A 25074-nucleotide genomic window follows, 5' to 3' on the forward strand; every position below is an offset into this window, starting at 1 on the left:
CGCCCGGGAGCATCTCAGACGGCGTCGTCAGTTGGCGGGCTTGCCGAACCAGCGGGAGAGATGGTCGTCCAAGTCCTGCTGATCGTCGCCGATCCAGGCGACGTGGCCGTCAGGGCGTAGCAGGACGCACGGAACATCCAGTACCGCAGTGGGATCCGCGAGGTAATCGACCCGATCCGACCAGCCGCCGACGGTCAGGCGTTCGGTGCGGTCCAGCAGCAGGCCGCGGCCGCGATGCAGCAGACCGTAGAGGCGGCCCTGTTTCACGTCGATGTCGCGCAGGCGGCGGCCGAGCAGGTCGGGGCCTTCGCCGAAGTCGTAGCGGATGCCGATCGCGGTGATCTTCTCGATCAGATGGCGGTTCACCTCGTCGAAGTCCATCAGCTCGGTGAGCAGCCTGCGCACGGCCTGCGGGCCCGGTTCGGTGGACAGCAGTTCCATCTGGGCGCGGGTGTTGTCCAGCACGTCCTCGGCGACCGGATGACGTTCGGCCTGGTAGGTGTCCAGCAGTGTTTCCGGCGCCCAGCCGCGGATCTGTGCGGCCAGTTTCCAGCCGAGGTTGAACGCGTCCTGAACGCCCAGGTTGAGGCCCTGCCCGCCGGTGGGTGGATGGATGTGTGCCGCATCGCCGGCCAGCAGCACCCGCCCGACCCGATAACGTTCGGCCAGCCGGGTGGCATCCCCGAAGCGGGACATCCAGCGCGGGGAGTGCACGCCGAAATCGGTTCCGGCGATCGTGCGCAACTGTTGTTTGAAATCCTCAAGGGTGGGCGGTTCCGCGCGGTCGCTGACTCCCGCGGCGGGGACTACGACGCTATAGACCCCTTCGCCGAAGGGCCGGAGCCAGAATGGCTGACGGGTCTCGCGGATTTCGGTCACCTTGGCGGCGATCTCCTCCTGCGGCACACCCACTTCCATCTCGCCCATCAGCGTCTCGGTCCGCGAGGGCTCGCCGGGGAAGCCGACACCGAGCAGCTTGCGCACCGTACTGCGCCCGCCGTCGCAGCCGACGAGATAGCGCGAACGCAGCTGTTCCCCGCCGGCCAGCTCGACGGTCACACCCTCGTCGTCCTGCTCGAAACCGGCGACCGCGCAACCGCGCCGGACCTGCGCACCCAGTTCGATCGCATGCTCTCCGAGCAGATGTTCGATGACCGGCTGCGGGATACCCAGCAGATACGCGTACGCGGAATCCAGGCCCTTGGGCGCGGGTTTGGGGATGGCGGCGAAGAAACCGGCGGCCGGACGCTGTCTTCCACGCTGGAGAATGCGATCCAGCAGTCCGCGCATCGCCATCAACTCGAGACTGCGAATATGCAGACCGACTATGCGGACGAACGACGCGGGCTCGGTTTCCTTCTCCAGAACGAGTACCCGCACATCGTGCAGCCGCAGTTCGGCGGCCAGCATCGCACCGGTCGGACCGCACCCGGCAATGATCACATCGAAGACGAGCGGCGCGCGATCGGCGCCGGAAGCCGGCGACCAGAGAACTCCGGGGACGTCGCCCACCGTGGAGTCACGCTCGACCCTGTCGTTCGACGATGGTTCGGCGGTGACCTGCTGAGAGTGCATAAAGTGTTGCCTTTCGGGAGTGCCTTGTTGGCGAGGCGCTCCCGGCGACACCTACGTCAATCACCCGGCCGTGACGGGAAGGGGGAGCACCCACATCGATACAGCGTTCATGGGTCTCACCTCCTCGGGCGGTGTCACGATCAACTGCAAGCTACAAGCCCGAGCATCATCCCGTCCAATCCTTTCCCGGCCACGTGATCACGACTCCAAACGGGGCCGTGCGGCTGCAGGGCGATTCCGGCGTGGCGGCCCGGCTGGTCCCGGTCACGGTCTGATCCTGGCTGCCTCCTCGCGGACCTAAACGTGCCTCCGCGCAGAGGTCCCGACTCCTTCAGTAGACATGCGTCCGCGTCAGGCCCTCATTCCTGGGACGACGCGAACCCACCGGCGACCCGGCCGACGGTACGAGCCCCGGGAATGTCGGCGCCTGCCACTAAGGTCCCAGCCATGATCGTTTCTATCCGGGTATGTCCTCTACCCGGCCCCTTCAGCATCAACCTGGCGGCCACGTGAACCCCTGGGACAAGACCCTCGACCTCATCGAGGCGCAGGACTACGAACGCCTGGCGGAGTTCCTGAACGCCCTGAGCGACGCCGACCGGCGGACAGTGGCCGAGCAAATGCCCGACCAGCTGGCCAGACGGCTGGGCGGCACCTCCCGATGGGAGGTCATGGTGCGGCTCGGCGAGATGACCACCGGATACCGGCTCGCCGGGGCGGCCTGCATGGGTGGGGCCGCCCAGGTGACGGCCTGGCTGAACCGGCGGGAGCTGCGCCAAGTGCGCAACCAAGAGGCCGACACGGCCATGGTCATGTCCGTACTGCGGCACCGGCCCGAGGCGTGGCGGCAGGACCTCGCCGTACGGCTGGTGAAGCGGCTACGTCCACCGGCGGGCAGCACAGGGCGACGGTTGCAGGGCACGCCGGGGTGGGAGCTCGCCGCCGCGCTGATAGTCCAGACCGGCGTCGTACCGCCCGAGAGTGACGCGTTCGTGGCCGCCTGGACGTGGCGGGTGATGGCACGACGCCGAGAAAACGGCGGCCGGCCCGTCCTCGGCGACGACCCACTGCTCGACCACCTGCTCCCCCACCTGTTCCGAGCCCAGGGCGTAGCCGACGCGCTGGCCGCCGACGAGGACGAAAGCCGGCGGCAGCAGCGCGAAGCGAGCCGATACGAAACGCTGGGCGGCACCGCACCCGACCCGCAGTCGGGCCTGAGCATCACCGGCGAACTGGTCACCCTCGCCGCGACGGGACGGCTGCCGCGCCAGGCGCTGGTCGACGGCTGCGCGAGCCGCTTTCTGACCGGCGGCGAGGCCGACGAGATCGCTCCGTTCGTGACCTTGTGGCGGCAACTGGAGACCACCGTAGCCGAGATCCCGGTGCTTGACTTCGTCCGGCTTCTGCCGTCGGGGTCCTCACCGCTCACGCAGCTCGCGCTGGACGAACTCCGCCGGGCCGCGACCGCCGGGGCACTACCCGACGAACTGTTCGCCGAGGCGATCGGCGCACTGGCGTTCCGGCCGGAGAAGAAGTACGTCGCCGCAGCCGTGAAATGGCTCGCCGCCGCACCCCCATCCAGAGGCGGCGGCGCGGCGGCAGCGCTGGCACACGTATTCAACGCAGACGTCCAGGCCCTGTGGGACCGCGCGGTACGGCTGGCGGTCAAGCTCGCCCCGCACGCCGACCAAGCCGCCCGGGACACGATCCGCGAGGCGGCAGGCCGCCTGCCCGACGAACTACGCGAACGCCTCGCCGCCGCCTACGGCACGATTCCGGCCGCGACGCAACCGGAACCGCCGACCGTCACCAAGCTCACCGCACCCCCGCCGCCCCTGCTCGCGCCACCCCTGGCGTCGGCGGCCGAGGTGCTCAACGAACTCATCGACCTGCGCTGGCCGGAGGAGCCGAGCCAGATCGAACGAATCCTCGCCGCCCTGGTGGAACTGGCCCATCGCGACCGCGAAGAGATCGTGGCGCAGCTGACCCCCAGCTGGCGCGGAACCTGGGTGCACCCTGAAAGCCACGCCTACAGCAGCAACGACCGCACCACACACGCACTGCTGTCCCGCTGCGTGCTCGCGCTGACCTTCCCCGGCCGCAGCCGCCAGCTGACCACGGCACTGGCCAAACGCGCCGACCCCGCCCTCGCCTTCCTCGACGTGCTGCCCCACCGCCTGGTCCTGCGCCGCCTTCGGGAGATCATCTACCTGTTCGAGCGAGGCGCGACGATTCCCGTACTCCTGGCCACGCCGACCACCGCTACCGGACACGTCGCCCCCACGACGCTCATCGAGCGCATGGAACGCCTGGGCGACGCAGAACCACTCGAAGCCGACTTCCAGCAAGCGCTGCTCCGGCTACCGCGGCAAGTGGACGAGACCCTGCTCGTCCGGGCCGAGAAACTGCCGACCAAAGCCGGACGTCGACTCGCCGACTGGCTGCGCGACGGCGGACTGCCCGACCCGGAGGTGCACTGCGAGGTAGGACGGCCCGGCAGCCACCACCCCGACTTCCCACACGGCATACGGGCCTCGGTGACACCACCCGACGACCTACCCGACTGGCTGCACGAACTGTGCTCGGCACAGCCCGCCAACGGATACGCCGCCTACCCCGACGACGTGGTGTGGTGGCCAGCGATCATGCCATCCCACCGCGAGGTCGTGGCCACGTACATGGTGCAGGTGCTGCCCTGGCTCGCCAAGCGCAGCGGCTCCCCCGTTAACGCCACCGTCGTTAACGCCACCGTGGCCCTGGCCCACGGCGACGGCCCAGTGGGCAAGGCGACCGCGGTCACCATCGCCGCCTGCCTGGCCCACCCACGCCCCGCCCAGCGCGCGGCCGCCGCCGACGCGCTGACCATCCTGGCCGCACGCGGCCAACTCCCGGCCGCGGATCTCGGCTGGGCCATCGCACACCTGGTCCGAGCCGATACCGTCCCACTCAAACGGATCACCGCCGCCCTCGCCGACCTGACCACAGCCGGAGCACACACCGAGATGTGGCAGGCCCTCACCACAGCTGTCCCGCTCCTACTGCCGACAGCACCGGGCGAGAAAACGCGAAGCGGCCTGGGCGAGTTCCTGAGCGTCGCCGTCCAGGCCGCGGTCCTGGCCGGAGCGCGAGGCGAGATACCCGGACTGGCGGAACTGGCGGCGCGCAAGGGATCGAGCCTCGTCCTCCAGGAGGCCCGCCGCCTGCACCGGGCCATCACCCCGTGACGCCGCATCTCACCCGGGACCCAAACTCGGCATGTACGGGAATCCGCTGACGTTCGTCGCACCCATCATCGGCGCTCAGCTGTGAAAGGCACCCCGCCCGTCATCGTGAAGTTGGTCATCGCCGCCGCGTAGAACACCAGGTTGCCGAACGCGGCGGGCGCCCGCAGTTGGCTCGCGCGCTCTCCCCCGACGGCCTGGTACGCGCTGGCCCAGGTCCAGAGCGAAGTCCGCCGCCAGCATCGCCGAACGGGCGCTACCGGGCCAGCCGGGTCACCGTGCACTGAGTGGCCTGCGGCCAGCCCCACGTGATTTCCCGCATCCTCGCCGTCGTCGGCCGCCAGCACGACGTCCAGGGGGTGCGGGAAATGGAGATCGAGGTCCGCGCGGCGGAGGAGCAGCTCTGGATGGGCGTCGCTGCTGAGGTTCTTGGGTTGTGGTTGTCGTGCGTTATGGGGAAATTTCTATACGCAATCGCCTTTACAAAGTAAGATTAGTTCTTGCGTTGACGCGTCTCGTCGTCCCGGCGGACATTGATATGCGTACTCTGGGGCTGGCGTTGGGCGTGGTGATGCTACTGGCCGCCTGCGGCGAGGACGAGCAACGGGCGCGGGCCACGTTGAGCGCGCCGTCCGGCACCCCCACTCTCGTCGGCTGCAACACCGGCCCCGCCGGTGCCGTTCACCACCATGACGGTCAAGAGCTCCGACGCCGACCTCACCGCCGGAGTGGCCGGCGAAGGGCCCATCGGCGTCGTGATCGCCAACACCCTGGTGGGCTATCACTGCGACTGGCTGATCTGGGCCGACCATCTGGCGAAGAGCCGATTCCGGGGGGCCGTGTTCCGGTACGGCTTCGTCCCCAGAACCACGGGCGTCCCCACCATGCTCGACCGCGGCTCCACCGAGATGACGGCCGTCGCCGGGGAACTCAGAAATCTCGGTGCCCAAAAGATCGTCTACGCCCGCGGCTCACTCGGCGGCTCGGTCGCGCTCGCCACCGCTGCCAGCCCCGAAGCGAAGGCGGCCGGCGTCATCTCCCTCTCCGGCGGCCTCCCCGAACAGCAGGAAACGGTCGGACGACTCACCGTCCCCGCGCTCTACGTCGTCGCCGAGGACGACATCACCGGCGGCGCCAACCAGCTCGCCACAGACCTCCACAAGGCGACCACCAGCACCAAGGACCTGCTCGTCTACCCAGGCGCCCAGCACGCCGGCGACATGTTCAACGACAAACGCTACGCCGAAGAACTACTCGCCGAACTGAACGCCTTCCTGCGCGGCGTCTGACCCAGAAAGGGCCAAGCTGAAAGGAACGGATAGGTGGCCACCTCACTGCAACGTGTTCTACTCGGAACCCTCTGCTCGGTCTGCGGCCTGAACGTGTTTCACTTCGCGGCGTGAGCGGGTCAGGATCACGCCGGCCGCCAGCGCGAGCAGGCCGAGGATGAGCGCCGCCAGCGGAAGGGTGGTCCTGATCAGCTTTACCTGGTCGGCGCTGGCCCGGACGGTGGCGACCTGCGCGTCCAGGGTGGCCGGGGTGAACTTCGCGGTGGCGATGAAGGCGGGCATGCGCTCCACGCCGTCAGCGGTCTTCAGCACCTCGTGGCGCTGCTGCTGCTGGTTGACGGGGGCGCCGGTGGTGGGCTCCACCCAATACGTCACCACGCCGTCGTACACCCGGTCGACCTTGACGTTGCCGGTCTCCGCCATGCCGAACAGGGAGGCGGGCGCGTCCAGCGTGTCGATGACGGTCGGCGGGACCTTCTGCTCGAACTTGTAGACCGGGAGCCCGCCGACCGTCTCCTCACCGACGAACACCGTGTCGTACGCCTTCATGGTGGTCGAGTTGAAGACCTTGTACGTCTTCTTCTCCACCCCGAACGGGAACAGGTAGATCTGGCCTTCCAGCCTTACCGGTTTCTCGTCGATGTTGGCGTTGCAGCAGTTCACGCCCACGCCGGTGTACTTGTTGAAGGCGCTGCGGAACTCGGAGAGGGAGATGCCGGGCTTGTTGTTGGTGACGTCGTTGACCGCGGTGAACTGGTCCCAGACGACGTGGTCGCCGGTGGCTTGGGCCACGTCGCCGCGGGTGGTGACGATGATGTCCAGGTTTCCGGTGAGGACTTTCAGGTCGCCGACGCTGAAATAGGTGGCGTTCTCGGCGGCCAGCGTGGTGATGCCGTACTGGTCGCCGGGGGCCTGGACCAGGCGGCCGGCCACCGGGTATCTGACCAGCGGCGCCAGGACGACGAGAAAGGCCCCGAGTGCGATGAGAGAGATTCCGAGCGTGCGGCGCATCGCCCCTCCATGACCGGACCATGAAACTGGTTCTATTTCGCGTCATGGTAGAGCTTGTTGTGACCTGCGTCACTGGGGATACCGAAAAGTAACCGAAACATGTTCTAGGTGGGTTTGCGGGCGTGCACGGTCAGGATCGCGGCTGCCGCCGGCCAGTGGCGGAGTAGGCGGTCGATCGGTTTCAGGGGCTTCGGGACGTCGTGGTAGCTCGCGCCTCGCACGATCAGGTCCGTGAAGCCGTACGCGAGGAGGAATTCGCGGAGGGCAGGCAGGGTGAACAGCCGCAGGTGCCCGGCCACTGAACTTCCCGGGCGGCCGAACACGTGCACCATGCTGACCTCGGAGAAGACCGGTTGCATGCCGAGTAGCAGCATGCCGCGGTTGAACCAGGCCGCCAGGTTGGGGGTGGACAGCAGCAGGTGCCCGCCCGGCCGGAGCACTCTGCGCAGTTCCACGATGGCCGCGTCCGGATCGACCAGGTGCTCGATCACCTCAGAGAAGATCACTACGTCCACCCGGCCGGAGGCCACCGGCAGCCCGGGATGGGCCGCGCCGCCGCGCACCACCGTCAGCCCCTTGCCGCTAGCCGTCCGCAACGGCGCCGCCGCCCAGTCCATGCCGATCACCCGATGCCCGGGTGCTGCGTCGACCGCCATCCGGGTGATGCCGCCGTCTCCGCAGCCCACGTCGAGAATCGTCAGCGGCTCAGTCGCCGTTGCCACGATCTCCCGGAGAAACCCGACGATCCGCGCGGTCCGATCCTCGGCCGCCGACACCGGCGTCTCCGGGTTCTCATAGAAGTCACGCAACTCAGCCATCTGACTCATTCGGCGTCGAGGGTTCGGGCAACCGATATTTCGGAGATGCCGCCTTCGTGCAGGTCATCGTCGTTTCGCCGCTTCTCGCCTTCAGGGAGGTTCCCGTTGTTCGGGGGTGTTCCGGTTCCGCGCAGCCCTTCCGGGTCGGCCGGGGGGTTTCTGGTTCCACGCAGCCCTTCCGGCCGGTAGAGCACGAGGCCCACCACCAAGGCGATCGCCGCCGACCCCCCGCACACCCAGGGCGCGGGACCCCGGGCGAAGCCGAGAATGGTGATCGTCGGGCGGAGGTCGTTCGCGTGGGCGGTCGTTTCCTCGGGCGGGGTGTGGAAGTCCGCCGCGAGGGCCGTCAGGCGGCGGAGGCCGTCGGCGGTTCTGAAGGTCTGGTTCTGGGTCTCGCGGACGCGGAGCGGAGTTCCTGTAACCGGTTCCACCCAGTAGGTCCGGTCGACGGAGGCGTACAGGTAGGCGGGGACGTCCTGGTCCGCGGCGGGCAGTCTGCCACCGGGAACCGGGCCGACACGGCTGTCGGGGATCGTCTGGCGGTAGCGGTAAACGGTCAGCCCCGAAATACGTTCCTCACCCTCGTAGCGCATCGGCCGGGTCTGCAACGTGACCGGATCGAAGAACGGATAATCCCCCCGACCGGCGAAATATGGCCACTTGTAGGCCAGGCCTGACTGTTCGACGCCCGTCTCCCCCACGTAGGCCCCGCAGCACGTCACGACCAGGCCCGACGTCTTGTCGAACGCGACCCGGCGATCGCTGTAGGCCAGAACGATCCCGGTCGACGTCTGCACGGTCGTCGTCCCATCCCAGACGACGAGATCCGCCGTGGCCGCGTTCGGGTCACCGCGAACGGTCGAAACGGACTCCACGGTGAGCCCGGTCAGCACCTTCCCACTCGCCTGATCCAGACCTTCCGCCCCAACGGCGCGTAACCGGAAAACCCCGTAATAGTCCTCCGGCGCCACCGTCAGCGCCCCCAGCAGGTAGGTGGGCACGACCACCGCGAGCACCCCGAGAAACCCCGCCGCCGCGAGCAGGAGGAGACCCACCGACCGGCGCATCCGACTCCCCCATCCGCAGTAGAACAGATTCTAGGTAAGAGGTAGGGTAATGCGACTTGTCACCCTACGCCGCACCCCTGGCCAGGCGCCCATGCACGTCGACCAGCCCGCCGCGACCACCCCGGCCACCCGCCTGAACGCGGTCGACGGCCTCCGCGTGCTCGCCGCCCTGGCGGTCCTGGTCTTCCACATCGCCGGCATCACCGGCCTGCAGTACGGCGAAGGCCCACTGGCCTGGCTGCTCTCCCGGGGCGAGGCCCGGGTGGCGGTCTTCTTCGCCATCTCCGGCCTGCTCCTCTACCGCCCCTGGGTCAAACACCTCCTGACCGCCACGGAACCCCCCGGCACCCGGGTCTACCTGACCCGCCGGATCCTGCGCATCTTCCCGCTCTACTGGGTGGTCGCGCTCACCGCGCTCATCGCCTTCAACCTCGACGCCGCGAAGACCGTCTGGGACTGGGCCGAAGTGCTCCTCCTGGTGTACGTCTTCGACCCCACCCCGTGGTGGCCGGTGGTCCAGCTGGCCCCCATCGGCCTCCAGCAGATGTGGACGCTCTCCATCGACGTCAGCTTCTACCTGCTCCTCCCCCTGCTGGCCGCCGCCCTCGGCCGGGCCGCCCGCGCGGGCGGCGCCTCCGTCGACACCCGGGCGAAACGCCTGCTCATCCTGCTCGCCGGACTGTCCCTGACGTCCTTCGCCTACATGTACGCCGTGCACCACCCCGTCTACACCATGCGGATGGAATGGTGGCTCCCGCGCTTCTTCCCGTGGTTCGCCGTGGGAATGGCGACCTGCGTGCTCACCGTCTGGGCCAGGGCCGACTCCCCCGGCGCCGAACGGATCCGCCGCTGGGGCACCGAGATCGCCGCCAACGCGGGCACCTGCTTCGTGCTGGCCGCCATGGTGTTCGGCCTGGCCGCGACCCCGCTCGGCGGGCCGAAGACCCCGCAGTCGCTCGCCCCCGACCTGCTCCCGGACGCGTTCCGGCTGGTCGCGTACGCGGTGATGGCGTTCCTGATCGTCGCGCCGGTGGCCCTGCAACCGCCGGGGCGGAGCTGGGTGAACGTGCTGCTCGGCAACCGGGCGATGCGGTGGCTGGCCAACCTGTCGTACGGAGTGTTCGCGTGGCAGATCATCGTGGTCTGGGCGTATTACGACATCAGCGGGCGGCCGTACCTCGATCAGCAGTTCATTCCGGTGTTCTTCGTCGTGCTGGCGGTGAGTGTGGTGCTGGCGTGGGTGACGTACCAGCTGGTGGAGAAGCCGGCGCGAAGGAAGCGCGCGTGACGCGGCGGATCGACGCGATCAGCGGGCTCCGGGCGCTCGCCGCGCTCGGCATCCTGGTGTTCCACGCGGCGGCGATGACCAACTTCACGATGACGGGCGGGGTGCCCGGCACGCTGACCGCGCGGCTGGACGTGGCCGTGTCGATTTTCTTCGCGCTGTCCGGGTTGCTGCTGTTCCGGCCGTGGGCGCGGGAGATCCTGCTGAACGGGCCCCGGCCCGCCGTGCGGGGGTATCTGTGGCGGCGGGCGTTACGCATCCTGCCCGCGTACTGGATCACCGTCGTGGTGGCGATGACCCTGCTCGCCGAATCAGCCGGGTACACGGTCCGCCAGTGGATCGAGATGCTGCTGCTGGTCCACGTCTACGACCCCTCCCCCGGCTGGCCGAACGGCGGCCTCGGCCCGACCGCGCTCGGCCAGATGTGGAGCCTGGCCGTCGAGGCCGCCTTCTACCTGGCGCTCCCCCTGCTCGCGTGGGCCGCCCGCCGCTTCATCCGGTCCGCCACCACCGATTCCCGCGCGGTACGGCTACTCGCCGCGCTGGGCGGTCTCGGCGCCGCCTCGTTCGTGTACGCGATCTTCATGCACGTGCCGGAACGGGTGTTCTGGATCCAGTTCCTGTTACCGCACTATCTGGTCTTCTTCGCCCTGGGCATGGCGGTCGCCACCCTGCTGACCTGGGCGGAAGCCGACACGCCCGGTGGGCTCCGGGCGCGCGCGGCGCGGGACACGGCGGGTTCGGCGGCCGGGACGCTGCTGGTCACGGCGGCCGTGGCGTACTGGGTGCTGACGACGCCGGTGGCCGGGCGGTTCGGGGATCCGTTCACGGGGTTGCGGGACGAGGAGCTGCGGCTGGTGCTGCACACGCTGATCACGCTGCTGGTGGTGCTGCCGGTGGCCTGCCAGCCGGCCGGGGCGACGGGGCTCAACCGGGTGCTCGGCAGCGGGCCGATGCGGTTTCTCGGGCAGGTCTCCTTCGGCATCTTCCTGTGGCAGTTCGTGGTGATGGAGGCGGTCTTCCGGGTCACCGGACTGCCGTACTTCGGAGGAAATTTCCTGACGGTGCTGGGTTTGTCGCTGCCGGGCACGGTGGCGCTGGCGGCGGCCACCTACTACCTGGTGGAACGGCCCATCCTCGGCCGCCCCGCCGAACCACGGGAACCGGCGGCACCGCCAGAACCAGTCATGAAAAAGCAGGAAATATCGGTTAGGCCGCCGAGGCGGCCGCGGCAGCCTGAGCGGCAGCGGGACACCGCCCATCAGGACGCGCTGGACGGAATCCGGGCCCTCGCCGCCCTGGCGGTGCTCGTCTACCACGTCGGCGGCAAGACCGGTCTGACCGAAGGCTGGGGCGCCTGGGCGGTGTCGCGCGGCGACGTCGGCGTGGCGATCTTCTTCACCCTGTCCGGATTGCTGCTGTACCGGCCCTGGGCCCGCGCCGCCCTGGACGCGGGGAACGGCCCGGACACCACCGCCTACCTGTGGCGGCGGGCGTTCCGCATCCTGCCCGCCTACTGGCTGGTGGCCGTCATCGCGATGATCTTCTTCAACTCCGGCCACAACGCCTCCCAGTGGGTCTGGGCGAAATGGCTGCTGTTGCTCCAGATCTACGACGTCGGCTCGTGGTGGGGCGGCACCGAAGGCCGCGGCCTGGAGCAGATGTGGTCCCTCGCCGTCGAAGTGGCCTTCTACCTGGCCCTGCCGCTCATCGCCGCCGCCCTGGCCATGCTCGCCGGAACAAGCGCCGCGATCGGGACGCGCGCGCGGTCGCTGCTGGCCGGAGTCGGCGCGCTCGGCGTGATCTCGGTCATCTGGACGGTGGTCGCGCACCAGCCGGGCATGCCGCCCGAGTTCAACATGCTGCTCCCCCGGTATCTCCTGTGGTTCGGGGCCGGCATGGCGCTGGCCATCGGGTCGGCCTGGGCCGCGAACGACGAGCGGGCGCGGGCATTCTGCGCGGCCGTGGCCCGGCGCCCGTCCCTGTCCTGGGCGGTCGCGGCGCTCGCCTTCGCCGCCGGCAGCACCCCGCTGACCGGGCCCATGCACCTGGGCGCGCTCCCCGCCACCGAAGGCACCACGAAAGCCGTCCTGTGGGCGGTAGTAGGCCTCTTCCTGGTGGCGCCCTCCGCGTTCAGCACCGGCCGCCGGGGGCTGACCCACCTCGTCTTCGGCAACCCCGTCGTCCGCTACCTGGGACGCATCTCGTACGGGATCTTCCTGTGGCAGTTCGTCGTCATCTACGGCTACTACGAACTGACCGGCAACGAGCTGGCCTTCGGCGGCGGCTTCGCGACGGTCCTGGCCGTCGCCGCGGCGGGCACGCTGGCCCTGGCGGCCCTCACCCACCACCTGATCGAGCAGCCCTTCCACCAGCTCGGCCGGGCGGTCACTACGGACGCGGCACCGGTGACCCGATCCGTATCCCGCTGACGCACACCCCGGCCCCGGCGCTGATCCCGGAGATCCGGACCGCCGGGCCGCCGCCGACCACCTGCAGGTAACGTACGCCGCTGCCCCGGTCGAGGCTGATCGGCACGCGGGCGCCGCCGAGCGAGAAGGTGGCGAGGGCCGCGCGGGTCGCGGTGTAGGAGAAGGCCACCGTGTACTTCCTGATCGGCAGGTCGTGGGCGAGCGGGATGTCGATCCGGCCCGCGACCAGCCGGTAGCAGGCGGGCGTCGAGGTCGGCGCGGCGGCGATCACGGCAGTGAGGGTCATCGGGCGGAGCCGTCCGGTGCGGTCGAAGACCATCGGGTCGGCGGCGGGGGCCGGGCGGCGCATCGCGTCCCGCAGGTCCGGACCGGCCAGCGGCCCGAGCACCCGGGAGGTCATCCGGTAGTCCCCGAACCAGCTCGACATCAGCTGCCGGGGCACCGGCGTGTCGTAGATCTGCACGCTGGACGGCGTTCGCGCCAGTTCGGCGGCGGCCGTGGCCAGGTAGTCGCGGGCCGGTTGGGTGCGGATGTTCCCCGTGTACGCCGACGACGACCACACGGCCAGCGCGACCACACCGGCGATCGCGACCACGGCGGCCCGCCTGGGCAGGCGCGGCCAGGGGTCCGGTCCCAGCGTCGCCAGGCCGAGGCAGAGCGCGATGACGGGAGCGGTTCCGGCCAGCAGTTCGGTCTGGCCGCCGAGGATCTCCCCGACCGAGGCCACCGGGCCGAGCAGGGCGGGTAGAGCCGCGGCGGCCAGGACGTACCCGAGGAGCATCAGCCAGGCGGCGGGCGCGTTCGCGCGCGCCTTCACTGTGACCGCGACGACGATCAGGATGACGATCCACGCGGCCACGACGAGCGCGGGGGCGGGCAGCGCGATCCCGTGGTCCGGCCGCCCGAAGTACCACCGGCCCGGCCCGCCGATCAGGCCGGTCGCGAAGGTCTGGCCGATGAGCCGCCAGAGGAACCTGACGCCGGTGGCCGGGTCCGGTGTGTGCCATCCCGAGGTGGCCAGGCGTGCGACGACGCTGACGGCGACCACGAATCCGTACATGGTCCACAGGACAGGCGCCCGCCGTGGTCGCAGGTAGACGCGGGACAGCACGAACAGCAGGACGGGCACAGCGGCGACGGACAGGGAGAAGAACGCGCCCGCGACCACCCAGGACACGGCGGCTATCGCGTGCGCCCGCCGTCCGGTGCGCTCCCACAGCACGTGCGAGGCGATCGCCATGGCCACCGCCAGCTGCGGGACCAGCGCGGACAACGACGCCGACCACCAGGTCAGTACGGGCAACGTCAACGGCGTCACCAGGAAGATGACGAAGGGCCCCAGAATCGCCGGACGCCGCCCGAAGAGCACGACCAGCATCCGCAGCACCGCCAGCGACACCAGCGCCTGTATGACCAGCATGGTGATCGCGATGACCATCCAGTCGTAGGCGTCCGCGCGCGCCGGGAACCACCCCAGCAGCAGCCCGCCCGGCGTCAGCCGCCCGCCCAGCGGCGTGAACAGATAGCTCCATCCGAGATCCTGCTCCTGCGCCCTGACGATCAGGACGAAGTCGTCCTCGCGGAAGAACGACCGCAGCACCCCGGACGCCCGCCACCCCAGCTGCACGACCACCAGCACGACGCCCATCAGGACGGGCAGCCGGGAACCCGCCGGCGCGAGGACGGCGGGCCGGATCGCGATCTGGGTCATATGCGCGCTCCCGCCATGACATGAACCGCTTCGAGTTCCGGGACAGCCGGTTGCACCGGCTCCAGCAGCCCGGCCACCAGCCGCCCCAGCACCGGCAGGCAGAGCAGCTGAGCCACGACATCGCCGAGCACTCCGGCCGCCGCCTCCTGGCCGAGCCCGGCGAGGTAGTGTCCGAGCGCGGCCGACAGCCCGGCCAGCCCGAGGAAGACCGCCACCAGCACAGGCAAGTCGACGGCCCTGGCCGCGCGCAGCGACGGAACCCGCCGCAGGCCCACGACCAGCGCATATGTGCCCAGCACCAGCAACAGCCCGAACAGCCCTCCCGTCCAGATCCCGACGACGATCGCCAGCCCGGCCGCCGCGCGGGCGGACACCCCAGCGGGGAGGGCCGCCGGGATCGCCACCGCCGCCCGCCGCCACCTGGCCAGCGCCACCAGCAGCATCACCATCAGGAACCCGGTCACCAGCGCGGCGCGGTAGCTCGTCTGCGGCGGGTACTCCAGCGTGACCCGATGCTCTGACGCCCCCGGCGGCAGGATCCACGCCTGCCGCCACCCGTCGAGGCGGACGGCGGTCAGCTCAGTGTCACCGAGCCTGGCCCGCCACGCGCCGTTGAAGTTCTCGTTGACGACCAGGTAACCGGGCTCGTCAGTCCGCGGCCAGAACGTGCGCTCGCCGCCGGTCCACTTCTCGGTGACGACAGGCGTGGCCGTGACGGGCGGCAGCGGCCGGTCGAGCGGATCCCTGATCGCCATCGACAGAATGCGATACGAATCCCGCGCGGCCACCCGGACCCGGTTCTCCCCCGCCGCCAGCATCCACCTCTCGCAGCTGGCGAAGGTCAGCGGCCGACCGCTGATCAAGTCGGCCACCGTGCCGCCGACGATCCGGGTCTGTACGGGATACCCGTTGACCGACAACGCCGGCCCGACCCCGCAGATCGTCCGGACCGGAAACGACCCCGGCACCCCCGCCGGGCTAACCCCCGGGATGCGGATATCGGCGATATGCACGGCCTGGCTACGACGCGGCAGGAACTGGAGCACCACCTTCCGGGTGGTGACCGGCTCGAACCGGAAGACGCCGTCCGCCGGCACGTACCCGCCGCGCAGCGCCTTGTCCGCCCAGACCAGCAGCTGCATGGGCGCGGCCCCGGTGATCGTCTCGGGATACTCGATCGCGATCTGGTCGATCTTGCGTCGTTCGCCGAAATCGATGGTCAGGGTCGGCTTGGCGTCGAAGGCTCCCGCGTACCAGATGGTCTTGGGGTTGCCGTCGAAGGCGGACAGGCCGCCCGCGGCCGGGTGGTCGATGAGCGTCGAGGAGGCCGAGACGTGCGGGTGGATGTTCGGGAACGTGGTCGCGGTCTCGATCGCGTGCGGATCGGTGAGCACGGCCTGCCCGACCGCCTCCCTGGGCGCGGAGGCGGGCGAGGTGACCGTGCGGTCGAAGCCGAACCCGTCCTCGCCGCGCAGCTGCAACTGACCGGAACAGGTCCAGATGAACGACCCCTGCATGCACCCGGGCGCCGCCCCGGTGCTGCCCCCCAGCACGTATGTCGGAATGACCCGGTTGGCGGCCACTCCCGGCACGAGCACGGTCCGCCCGGGAACGACGCCAGGGATGGCCAGTTCGGTGATGCCCACTCGGCTGCCGACGTTCGACTTCGGCCGCCAGGCGACGCGGGTCACGGTGATCCGCACCCGGTCGGTCACTCCTGGAGGAATGTGCACGAGTTGGACCGCGCCGGTGTTCTTTACCGTCTGCCGGACCTTCCCGGTCGAGGTCTCCACCTCGATCTCGGTCACGGCAGGCCCCACGAACTGAGTAAAGGCCACCGCCAGCTGCGGAATCGCCAGCTTCCTGACCAGGTCCACCTGAAGCCACTCGCCGACCGCGCCGTCCCACCCGCCGGACCGCCACGACGTGCGTGCGTCGCCGTCCACGGCCGCGAACGGCAGATTGCCGGTGTCCCGCGTGTCCGGCAGTGCGGTCACGTCGGAAGCCGAGGAGGACGCAGTGATCGCCTTGATCCCAGCCAGGCGGGCCGGGGATGTGAAGGAATCCCAGCCGGGATCACGCAGATCATGCTCGGCGGCCGGCCGCCGGAACTCCTCACTCGCCGTGAGCGTCGGGGAGCTCGCGAAGCGCAGCTCGCTGAAGGCCACCTCACGGCGGCGCAATGTGTCGGTGACGACCGTCCGGCTCCCCGGCACCGACGCGGCACCGGGGTCGTCGCCGAGCAGCACCGGCCGCCCGTCCGTGAGCAACCCCAAATCGGCCAGCGTGAGCAGCGCCTCAGGACCGCCGGTGACCCGGAGCGGATCACCGGTCAGGGTCGCGGCGAGCGGCGCCGGGCGGTCGACCCGGTAGACCTCCAGCGCCTGGTACGGCTGGTTGAACCAGGTTGTCGCGTTCGCGGTCTTCGGGTCGCCGACCACCGGGCCGAAACCTTTGACCAGGGTGAGCCCGGCCTCCGCGACCGCCTCGTGCACGCGCGGCGGCCAGGCGCCCCGGATGGAGAACTTATCCAGGTCATTGCGGACCAGGACATAGCCGACCCCCATCCGGCGCAGCACCTCGGCCAGACCCGCGGAACCCTGCCCGGTGGCGAAACGCTGATCGATCGCGTCCAGCAGCCGGGTCAGGCCCGCGGACCCCCACGGCACGATCATCCGGCTGGCCCAGCGCACTTTCAGCAGAGGTTGCAGGGGTTCGTCCATCGGGCGCCCCCACAAGTACTCCCCCCACCGCGCGCCCGGCTGCGCCAGCACCATCGAGTCGCCCGCGTTCTGGTTCAGCCAGGTCGCCGCCTCCCGCCAGTATCCGGGAATCTCCTGGTACGACCCGCGAGCGGCCAGCCCTGCCGTCGCGATCGGCAGGAACGTGACACCGAGCAGCACGGACGAGGTCGCCGCGATCGGCGCCCGGAACCGGGGCACGGCGGACACCGGCAGGTAGGCCAGCCCCAGCGCCACCGGCAGCCGGACCAGTGCGTCGAACTTGTGGATGTTCCGGAACACCGCCAGCGTGCCGTCGAAGAGGTCGCGCAGGTTCCCTGCCAGCGGGTTGGCGACCACGCTGAGGTGGCCGGTGACCATGATCGCCGTACCGGCCAGCACGAGCAGGATCAGGAAGGCGCGTTCGGGCAGGTCGCGCCGTACCAGTCCGACCAGGCCGAGACCGGCCACCAGCGCGGTGAGCACCACCAGCCACGGGCGGACCGAGTGCTCGTAGGCGGCCGGCCACCAGGGCAGGCCGTCGATGGGCAGGTAGCCGATCCAGTTGGCGGCGCCGCGCAGGGTGTTGGTGAGCGAGGTCACGCCGGTGGTGGCGGCGGCGTTCTCGGTGTACGGCATGAACGAGAAGGCGTGCCAGCCCATGATGGCCAGCGGCGCCAGCCACCAGAAGGAGGCGGCGGCGGTGCAGCCGAGCCACCACAGCAGCAGGCGGTTGCGGCGCGGGCCCCGGCGGCGGGTGATCAGGTAGAGGAACGGGATGAGCAGGACGGCCAGTTCGGCGGTGGCGTTGACGCCGCCGCAGAACACGAACGCCAGCGCGGACAGCGCGGCGGCCCGGCGGGGGCTCGCCCCCTCCCGCGCTCCCCTGACCAGCGGGATCAGCATCCAGGGGACGAGCGCGCTGGGCAGGAACTCGGAGGAGTTGACGCCGATCAGGGCCTGCGCGTGCGGGGCGAGGGCGTAGGCGAACCCGGCGATGACGCGGGTGTTGGCGGTGCCGATGCCGAGCGCGTCGGCGAGGAGCACGAGGCCGAGAAAAGCGGCGCACAGGACCAGCGCCATCCAGAGGCGTTGCAGCACCCAGGGCGGCAGGCCGAGCTCGGTTCCGGCCACGTAGAAGGGGCCCATCGGGAAGAGGTAGCCGTAGGCCTGGTTCTGGATATATCCGAAATGGGTGCCGTCCCAGAGGGTGAGGGCCCGGGTCAGGAAGCTCCACGGGCTGATCGGCATGTCCAGCTTGGTCTCCGAGATGATCCTCTCGGGGGCGACCGAGAAGGCGATCACCACGAGCGCCAGGCAGGCGGCGAGCAGGCGCGACCGGCGGCGGAACCGGGAGCCGGCCTGCTCCGGAACGATCAAGATCTCCTCCGAGTCACGCACGAGTAGCCCTGAGGCTAGAACTCGTTCCAGTCAAGAGCCAGGCCGTTCCCCGAATTGTGACGGAACACCCCATCGGCGACTGAAACAGGTACCAGTAAGCTGCCCGCCGTGGACATCCCGCCTTTCCGCGCCGACCTCGCCAGGTCGGTACGGCTGTTCGCCGCGTTCCGCCGGGAGCAGCGCGATCCGGAGTTCTTCTACGGCCTGCTCGCCCGGGACACGGTCGCCCAGCTGAGCGCCTTCGTCCCGCTGGACGGGCAGCTCGTGGTGGACGTCGGGGGTGGTGCCGGATATTTCGCCGAGGCGTTGCGGGGGGCGGGGGCGCGGATCGTCTGCGTGGACGTGGACGCCGGGGAGATGACCGCGCGGAACGGGGTCATGCCGGCGGGGGCCGTCCTGGGCAGCGCGCTGCGGCTGCCGCTGCGGAGCGGGACGGTGGACGTGTGCTTCTCGTCCAATGTGCTGGAACACGTTCCGGATCCGTACCTGATGGCCGAGGAGATGGTGCGGGTGACCCGGCCGGGCGGGCTGGTGTACCTGTCGTTCACCAACTGGCTGTCGCCGTGGGGCGGGCACGAGACCTCGCCGTGGCACTACCTGGGCGGGCACCGCGCCGCGCGCCGCTACCTGCGCCGTCATGGGCGGCCGCCCAAGAATGTGTACGGCGAGAGCATGTTCGGGGTGTCGATCGCGTCCGCGGTCCGCTGGGCGCGGCGGCAGACGCAGGCGGAGGTGGTCGCGGTGCTGCCCCGGTATCTGCCGTCGTGGGCGTGGTGGGTGACCAGGGTTCCGGGGGTTCGCGAGTTCGTGACGTGGAATCTGGTGCTCGTGCTCCGCCGTCGATAGATGCCGCCGATAAGTCAGGAAATTTCCGGTGCGACGCGGGGTTCGACGATCGTGGGGGCGAAACGCGCGGCCAGTTCCGATTCCACGAGGGCCGCCATCATGGTGCCCGTGCGTTTCCAGGTGAACTCCTGCGCCCAGGACCGGCAGGCGGCGCCGATCTCGGCTCGGGCCGACGGTTCGGTGAGTTCCTTCAGCGCGCGGTCCACCACGTCGGCCAGGTGTTCCCCTTCGGCCGCGAGCCAGCCGGTCAGCCCGTCCCGGACGGAGTCGCGTAAGCCCGCCACGCCGTACGCGACGGTGGGGACGCCGAGGGCGGCGGCCTCGATCACGGTGAGGCCCCAGCCCTCGAACTCGGAGGCGGTGACGTGCAGGGTCGCCGCGCCGAGCAGGCGGAACTTCGCCTCTTCCGGCAGGTGACCATGTAGGGCGACTTTTCCGGATAATTGGCGGGCTCCCACCATTTGGGTGAGTGGCTCGAACTCCGGCCCCCGGCCGATGACGTGCACCCGCAGGCCCGGCCACCGGTCGGCGAGCAGGTCGGCCAGTTCGACCACGCGCGCCACCCGTTTGTGCGCGACCAGCCGCCCGAGAAAGACCAGCGCGGGTTCGCCGAGCGCCGGGTCGGGCGGGACTTCTTCGGCGGTGGTCGCTCCCCCGTTCGGGATGACCTGGATCGGCGCGGTCCAGCCGAGTCGTTCCCGCAGGTCGCGCTTCGACGATTCGGACACGGTGACCGTACGGCACCGGCGGTAGAGGCGGCGCGCCACCGGGCCTTCGACGAAACATCCGATCCGGGCCAGCCAGGGCGGGAAGAAGGCCCAGAACTGGCGGTCGTGCACGTGGTGGATGAGTGAGATCACCGGTGTCCGGCGGGGCAGTACGGCGGGGGCGAAGAAGGGGATGCCGTTCATGCAGTCCACGACCAGGTCGAGGCGGCGGCGGTGGAGTAGCAGCCAGAGCGCGGCGAGCGGGTAGAGGGTGTAGCGGTTGCCCATCCGATGCAGCGTGACGCCTTGCCGTATCTCGAATCTCGGCTGGTCGGGTTCGCGGGCGGTGACGAACGAGACGTGGGCGCCGGCGGTGACCAGGTGGGTGGCGACCCGCCAGGCGTACTCCTCGGCGCCGCCCGCGACGGACTGGAGTGGTTCGCGGAAGTTCAGAATGGCAACCCAAGCGCCCGATAAGCCAGGGCTGATCTGAGAATTGCTCATGTTTTCCACGGCGTCTCCTCCCGGAGCGGCGCTTTCGGGCATGGCTCACGCCAAGGTCAGACCTGAAGGGGATCTCCGCCGCGGACGGGAAAGGTCAGCGGGTGCCGTAGTTGTAGAGAGGTTTGTCCGGGGGTTCCAAGCTTGGCGAGGCGACATTGATGACGGCCGCCGAGGCGAGTCCCGCGAGCACAGCCCCGATCGCCACAGCCACGAACACCTTCAACACCGGCTTCTCCCTTCTGCAGGTTCCAGCGCAGTGTGCCGAGAGTAGAACGTGATACAGGTAATAGGCCAGAGACCTTCCCAAACCGTGATAAATGAAGCTACCGCTTGGTATGGGCCGAAATTTCGGGTTATTGCTGGTTACAGGCGCAACAGGAGGAGGCTTTCGCCACGGAATATCGGGGTCACGTCCTGGAGCTTCAACAGGAACTCGTTCTCGTTGGCGTGGCTGACGAGGATGTAGCGGATCCCGGCGGCGGCCAGCCGGGGGGCGGCCGGTCCCGGTTCTGCGAGTAGCGCGCCCACCCGGCGGGCCAGCGGGTCCTCGGCGGTGACTGCGATCGTCCCGGACTCCCGCGATTCGATCATCAGCGTGTCGTTCCAGACCACCCGGCGGGCGAAGAGTTTGGTCGCCGGGTCGAGGATGACCTGGCCGCCCGTCCACCGGAACACCCGATGCGCCCGCCAGGGCAGCGACACCAGCGCGCCCGGGGCGGGATCCGCGTTGACGATCCGCTGCACCTGCCGCCATTCGGCCGGATAGTCGGCCGCCGTCAGCCTCCCGAAGGCCCCGATCGCCAGCGTCGGCAACACCAGCACGGGCACCACGACCGCGGCCAGGCCGAACCTGCCGCGCGCGAACGACGCGAGCCCGAGTGCCAGAACCAGGGCCAGCGGCGCCAGGTACACCTGGCCGTCCCGGAGTGGCCCGAAGGCCGGCCACCAGCTGATCAGGGTTTTCAGCGCGTCCGGCAGGAAGGCGCCGAGGCAGGCGATCCCGAGCCCGAGCGCGGCGGCGACGGCCAAGCCGCTCAGCGCCGGGTCGCGGCTGCGCCTGAGCAGCCGGGCGAAACCCCAGATGGCGATGGCCGAGACGAGGAGACGGATGGTCGCCGACGCCCAGGAGCCCTGGCCCGGTACGCCCGCCTCGGCGTTCCAGATGCCGCCCAGCGAGAGCAGGCTGCCGACGGTGCCGAAGGGGCCGTCCGCGCGGGCGGCGAAGGCGTCCACCCCGGCGGGATCAGTGGCCGCGCCCGAGCGCAGAGCGGGGATGAGCCATGGCAGGCTGAACACGGCGGCGACCGTGCTGGCGGTGGCAATCGCGCGCCATCGTTCGGGGTGCCGGGCGGTGACCGGTAGTACCGCGAGCAGGGTGACCAGCATGGCCTGGAAGCCGCCGACGGCTGCGGGGATCAGGGCGATCGCGAACCGGCGTACCCCGCTTTGGGCGGCGGCGCGGACGGCCCATGGCAGTCCGGCGTATCCCAGGAGGAGCGCCCACTGACCGAGTAGCAGGCGCTGGGCCAGGTACAGGTTCCAGGCGTAGAAGGCGGCGGCGACCAGGCGGGCGGCGGTCCGGTCGCGGGGCACCAGCGCCGCCGCTCCCGTCGCGGCCAGCAGGAAGATCCCGAGCAGGATGAGCTTCTGGACGAGCATGGCGGGGATCGGGTACGACAGGACGGCCACGACGAGGTCGCTGGGAACCGACCTGGGGAATCCCCCTAAGTCCCGAAATATGGGTGGATCGGGGACGAAGACCATGTCGTAGCGGAGGGTGAAGCCCGGCGCCAGGGCGGGACCGAGGGCGAGCATGCCTAGCAGCACTCCGAGCAGGGCCGGCGAAAGCCGTACGAGGAGGGAGCGCTGCTTTCCGACGCTGATTTCCGGGATCACTGTCGCCGATGATATTGAGCTGTAACTCCGCGGCGCCGCCGTAACTGGGGTGCCGTATCGAGGCGTTCAGCCGTTCGAGAGCTGCTCGGTGCCGCCGTAACTGGGGTGCGGTACCGAGGTGTTCAGCCGTTCGAGAGCTGCGCGGTGCGCCGCAAATCGCAGGGGCGGCGTGGTGGGTTTTGGAGTTGACGGAATCGCCGTGAAAGGTGCTACGCGGCGCAGAACTCGTTGCCTTCCGGGTCCTGCATGATGCACCAGTGTCCGGCAGGTCCCTTGTTCACTTCGCGGACGCGGGTCGCGCCCAGGTCCTCCAGCCGCGCCACCAGCTTGTCGAGGCCACCAGGCTCACCGTGGACATCAATGTGCAGGCGGTTCTTGCCCGTCTTGCCCTCGGGGACATCCTGGAAGAGCAGTCGCCGACCGCGGCCGACGCCGCTGGTCTCGTCGAACGGATCCTCGGGATGGCGGATACCGGCGAAGCCGCGAAAGATCTTGTGCCCGTTGTGTTCGGCGATCGCTTCTTCGTTGATGTGACCGGCGGCCAGCAGTTGCTCGATGAGCGCGCTGGGATCTTCCACCTCATAGCCCAGTGCCGCGGCCCAGAAGTCCGCGAGTGCGGGCGCATTCGTGCTGTCAACGACGAGCTTCCAGTTCAATGCCATGTAACCAGTTATATTAGTTACACGACCTCTGTCGCAACCCAACGGCTCACTCCGCACGCCTGAATCGCCGCGAAACCGGGCGGATCCGACGACCCGCCTAAACAGGCTGCGCGGCGTCACCCCTGGCGAGGGCCGGGAGTCGAGCCTGAACACCCTTGCCAACACATAACAGTTTCGGGCTATCATCGCCACATGGCGATTAATAGTGACGCTGGTCCCTGTGTCAACGCAGAGATCGCCGCCGGCATCCCCCCGGCGGCGGCGCTGTTCCACTCGCTGGCCGATGAAACCCGGCTGAAGATCGTGCAGCGCCTGGCCCGGGGCGAGGCGCGAGTGGTGGACCTGACCGACCAGCTCGGCCTGGCCCAATCCACAGTCTCCAGGCACTTGGCATGCCTGCGTGACTGCGGGCTGGTCGACTACCGCGCCGAGGGCCGCCAGTCGTTCTACGCGCTGACCCGCCCCGAACTGCTGGACCTACTGGGCGCGGCCGAGCAACTACTGGCCGCCACCGGTCACACCGTCACGCTCTGCCCCGCCTCCGACCCCGCCCGCCTCGACCGCCACGCCACCGCGCCGATGGAGGGAGAGCCCGTCGCATGAACGCGCTGAACCTGCCCGGCCTCGGGTCCGCGTCGGCCCGGCGTGCCGTCCTGCGCCGCCGTGTCCGGCTGCTGGTGGCTGCGACCATCACCTATAACGTGATCGAAGCCGCCGTGTCCATCACGGCGGGAACCATCGCCTCCTCGGCCGCCTTGATCGGCTTCGGCCTGGACTCCGTCGTCGAGGTCGCCTCGGCTGCCGCGGTCGCCTGGCAGTTCTCGGTCACCGACCACGAGAAGCGCGAGAAGACCGCGCTGCGCGTCATCGCGATCTCGTTCTTCGCACTGGCCGCGTACGTCACCGTCGATGCCGCGCGCGCCTTGGCCGGTATCGGTGCGGCCGAACACTCCACCCCTGGCTTGGTCCTGGCCGCCCTGTCACTGCTCGTCATGCCGTTCCTGTCGGCCGCTCAGCGCCGCGCCGGCCGCGAACTCGGCTCCGCCTCCGCGGTGGCCGACTCCAAGCAGACGCTGCTGTGCACCTACCTGTCGGCGGTCCTTCTCGTGGGCCTGACGCTCAACAGCTTGTTCGGCTGGTCGTGGGCCGATCCGATCGCCGCCCTGGTCATCGCGGCCGTCGCGGTCAAGGAAGGCCGCGAGGCCTGGCGCGGCGACACCTGCTGCACCATCCCCAGCCCCACCGTCACCCGCGTCGACGAGTTGGGCGCCTCGACCGGGTGCGCGAACGACTACCGCACCGCCTTCGCAGATCCCACAGCACGCATGGGGACACTGCGCGCCTCGACCGGGTGCGCGGACGACTGCTGCACCGCAGAGAAGGAGAACGCCCGATGATCGGCCGTCCGATGCCCGCCGCCGTGCGGGCCACCTACCACGCCGAGATGACCGCCGCCCGAGCCACCTCTGATGCCGCGGCGCGCTGGCGGCATCTGGAGCGAGCACACATCATCTCCCAGCCCTGGCCCTGGCCCCACACCCGCAACCACCTCGCCATGTTCGCCCTGGCCATCGCCCAGCGCGACCGCCGTGAAGCCTTCGGCCAGGTGGTGCGCATCATCGTGGCCGCGCCTGGCTCAGCGCTGGGCCGCTACCCCGAAGGCAACACCGGCCGCGCCCGCGTCGGCCTCACCCAGCCCATGCCCCTGCCCCCCGACCTGGCCGAGCTCCTGACAGCGAGGTGATCTCCCCAGGGCACTCACTAGCCCACCGACGCCCCGGATGAGCCCGCGCGGGCTGACGTTGGAAGATGTCGCGGCTCTGGCCCACCCACGATGCGGGAGGCGCGACATGCGACAGCGAGCGGTGGCGGTTGCAGGGCGTGATAGAGCGGATGGACGCGAGGATCGCCGACCGGATCCGGGCCCGG

19 protein-coding genes are annotated in these 25074 nt (G+C 69.8%); 9 read left to right on the plus strand and 10 right to left on the minus strand.

All coding sequences use genetic code 11. From position 1 onward, the window contains the following. Positions 1-27 precede the first annotated feature (27 nt). Positions 28-1575: a rifampin monooxygenase gene (rox, locus tag Acor_RS14510; protein WP_155337285.1), complete on the minus strand. Its 1548-nt coding sequence runs from the start codon at positions 1573-1575 to the stop codon at positions 28-30. A gap of 509 nt (positions 1576-2084) precedes the next feature. Here rox and Acor_RS14515 point away from each other — a divergent pair. The 3 genes from Acor_RS14515 (at position 2085) to Acor_RS14525 (ending at position 6085) form a co-directional block, all read left to right on the plus strand. Further along, complete coding sequence (locus tag Acor_RS14515; protein ID WP_155337161.1) at positions 2085-4799, plus strand: DUF7825 domain-containing protein; 2715 nt, start codon at positions 2085-2087, stop codon at positions 4797-4799. A 284-nt stretch (positions 4800-5083) separates the two neighbouring features. Then, entirely contained in the window at positions 5084-5287 is a 204-nt protein-coding gene (locus Acor_RS42185) for a hypothetical protein (RefSeq protein ID WP_170316929.1), read from the plus strand. A gap of 198 nt (positions 5288-5485) precedes the next feature. Then, on the plus strand, positions 5486-6085 hold the full coding sequence (locus Acor_RS14525; protein ID WP_155337163.1) for an alpha/beta hydrolase: 600 nt from the start codon (positions 5486-5488) through the stop codon (positions 6083-6085). A 57-nt stretch (positions 6086-6142) separates the two neighbouring features. Here Acor_RS14525 and pgfA (Acor_RS14530) read toward each other — a convergent pair whose 3' ends face one another. From pgfA (Acor_RS14530) to pgfA (Acor_RS14540), 3 genes are all read right to left on the minus strand, one after another. Continuing rightward, positions 6143-7096 carry a cell envelope lipid trafficking protein PgfA gene (gene pgfA, locus Acor_RS14530; RefSeq protein ID WP_155337164.1) on the minus strand — a complete coding sequence of 318 codons (954 nt, stop codon included), beginning with the start codon at positions 7094-7096 and terminating at the stop codon, positions 6143-6145. 104 nt (positions 7097-7200) lie between these two features. Next, complete coding sequence (locus Acor_RS14535) at positions 7201-7914, minus strand: class I SAM-dependent methyltransferase (protein ID WP_218034280.1); 714 nt, start codon at positions 7912-7914, stop codon at positions 7201-7203. 5 nt (positions 7915-7919) lie between these two features. Continuing rightward, entirely contained in the window at positions 7920-8981 is a 1062-nt protein-coding gene (gene pgfA / locus Acor_RS14540; RefSeq protein ID WP_155337166.1) for a cell envelope lipid trafficking protein PgfA, read from the minus strand. 49 nt (positions 8982-9030) lie between these two features. Between pgfA (Acor_RS14540) and Acor_RS14545 the strand changes: the two genes are divergently transcribed. Next, positions 9031-10269, plus strand: a complete 1239-nt coding sequence (locus tag Acor_RS14545) for an acyltransferase family protein (protein ID WP_155337167.1) — start codon at positions 9031-9033, stop codon at positions 10267-10269. Beyond that, complete coding sequence (locus tag Acor_RS14550) at positions 10266-12698, plus strand: acyltransferase family protein (protein WP_170316930.1); 2433 nt, start codon at positions 10266-10268, stop codon at positions 12696-12698. The genes Acor_RS14545 and Acor_RS14550 overlap by 4 nt, the downstream gene beginning before the upstream one ends. Here the strand turns inward: Acor_RS14550 and Acor_RS14555 are convergent. After that, complete coding sequence (locus tag Acor_RS14555) at positions 12658-14409, minus strand: hypothetical protein (RefSeq protein ID WP_155337169.1); 1752 nt, start codon at positions 14407-14409, stop codon at positions 12658-12660. The genes Acor_RS14550 and Acor_RS14555 overlap by 41 nt on opposite strands. Then, positions 14406-18530 (minus strand): alpha-(1->3)-arabinofuranosyltransferase domain-containing protein, encoded by a 4125-nt coding sequence (locus tag Acor_RS14560; RefSeq protein WP_155337170.1) that lies wholly within the window; start codon positions 18528-18530, stop codon positions 14406-14408. Before Acor_RS14560 ends, Acor_RS14555 begins: the two co-directional genes overlap by 4 nt. Positions 18531-18638: 108 nt before the next feature. Between Acor_RS14560 and Acor_RS14565 the strand changes: the two genes are divergently transcribed. Then, positions 18639-19376: a class I SAM-dependent methyltransferase gene (locus tag Acor_RS14565; RefSeq protein WP_155337171.1), complete on the plus strand. Its 738-nt coding sequence runs from the start codon at positions 18639-18641 to the stop codon at positions 19374-19376. A gap of 14 nt (positions 19377-19390) precedes the next feature. Here the strand turns inward: Acor_RS14565 and Acor_RS14570 are convergent, their stop codons facing one another. The 4 genes from Acor_RS14570 to Acor_RS14580 form a co-directional block, all read right to left on the minus strand. Next, on the minus strand, positions 19391-20587 hold the full coding sequence (locus Acor_RS14570) for a glycosyltransferase family 4 protein (protein ID WP_246238646.1): 1197 nt from the start codon (positions 20585-20587) through the stop codon (positions 19391-19393). Positions 20588-20681: 94 nt separating this feature from the next. Next, positions 20682-20813, minus strand: coding sequence for a hypothetical protein (locus Acor_RS45420; RefSeq protein WP_281353220.1), 132 nt, complete (start codon positions 20811-20813; stop codon positions 20682-20684). 137 nt (positions 20814-20950) lie between these two features. Then, entirely contained in the window at positions 20951-22483 is a 1533-nt protein-coding gene (locus Acor_RS14575) for an MmpA family trehalose lipid delivery protein (protein WP_246238647.1), read from the minus strand. A 209-nt stretch (positions 22484-22692) separates the two neighbouring features. Then, positions 22693-23145, minus strand: a complete 453-nt coding sequence (locus Acor_RS14580; RefSeq protein ID WP_155337173.1) for a VOC family protein — start codon at positions 23143-23145, stop codon at positions 22693-22695. Between the two features lie 192 nt (positions 23146-23337). Here Acor_RS14580 and Acor_RS14585 point away from each other — a divergent pair, with 192 nt between their 5' ends. Genes Acor_RS14585 through Acor_RS14595 form a run of 3 tightly spaced genes read left to right on the plus strand, consistent with a single transcriptional unit; the run spans position 23338 to position 24889 of the window. Beyond that, positions 23338-23748, plus strand: coding sequence for an ArsR/SmtB family transcription factor (locus tag Acor_RS14585; RefSeq protein WP_155337174.1), 411 nt, complete (start codon positions 23338-23340; stop codon positions 23746-23748). Next, positions 23745-24542: a cation efflux transmembrane domain-containing protein gene (locus tag Acor_RS14590; protein ID WP_155337175.1), complete on the plus strand. Its 798-nt coding sequence runs from the start codon at positions 23745-23747 to the stop codon at positions 24540-24542. The genes Acor_RS14585 and Acor_RS14590 overlap by 4 nt, the downstream gene beginning before the upstream one ends. Then, complete coding sequence (locus tag Acor_RS14595) at positions 24539-24889, plus strand: DUF3703 domain-containing protein (protein ID WP_155337176.1); 351 nt, start codon at positions 24539-24541, stop codon at positions 24887-24889. Before Acor_RS14590 ends, Acor_RS14595 begins: the two co-directional genes overlap by 4 nt. Positions 24890-25074: the final 185 nt, after the last annotated feature.

Origin of the sequence: Acrocarpospora corrugata (genome assembly GCF_009687845.1) — a bacterium.
Taxonomy (GTDB): Bacteria; Actinomycetota; Actinomycetes; order Streptosporangiales; family Streptosporangiaceae; genus Acrocarpospora; species Acrocarpospora corrugata.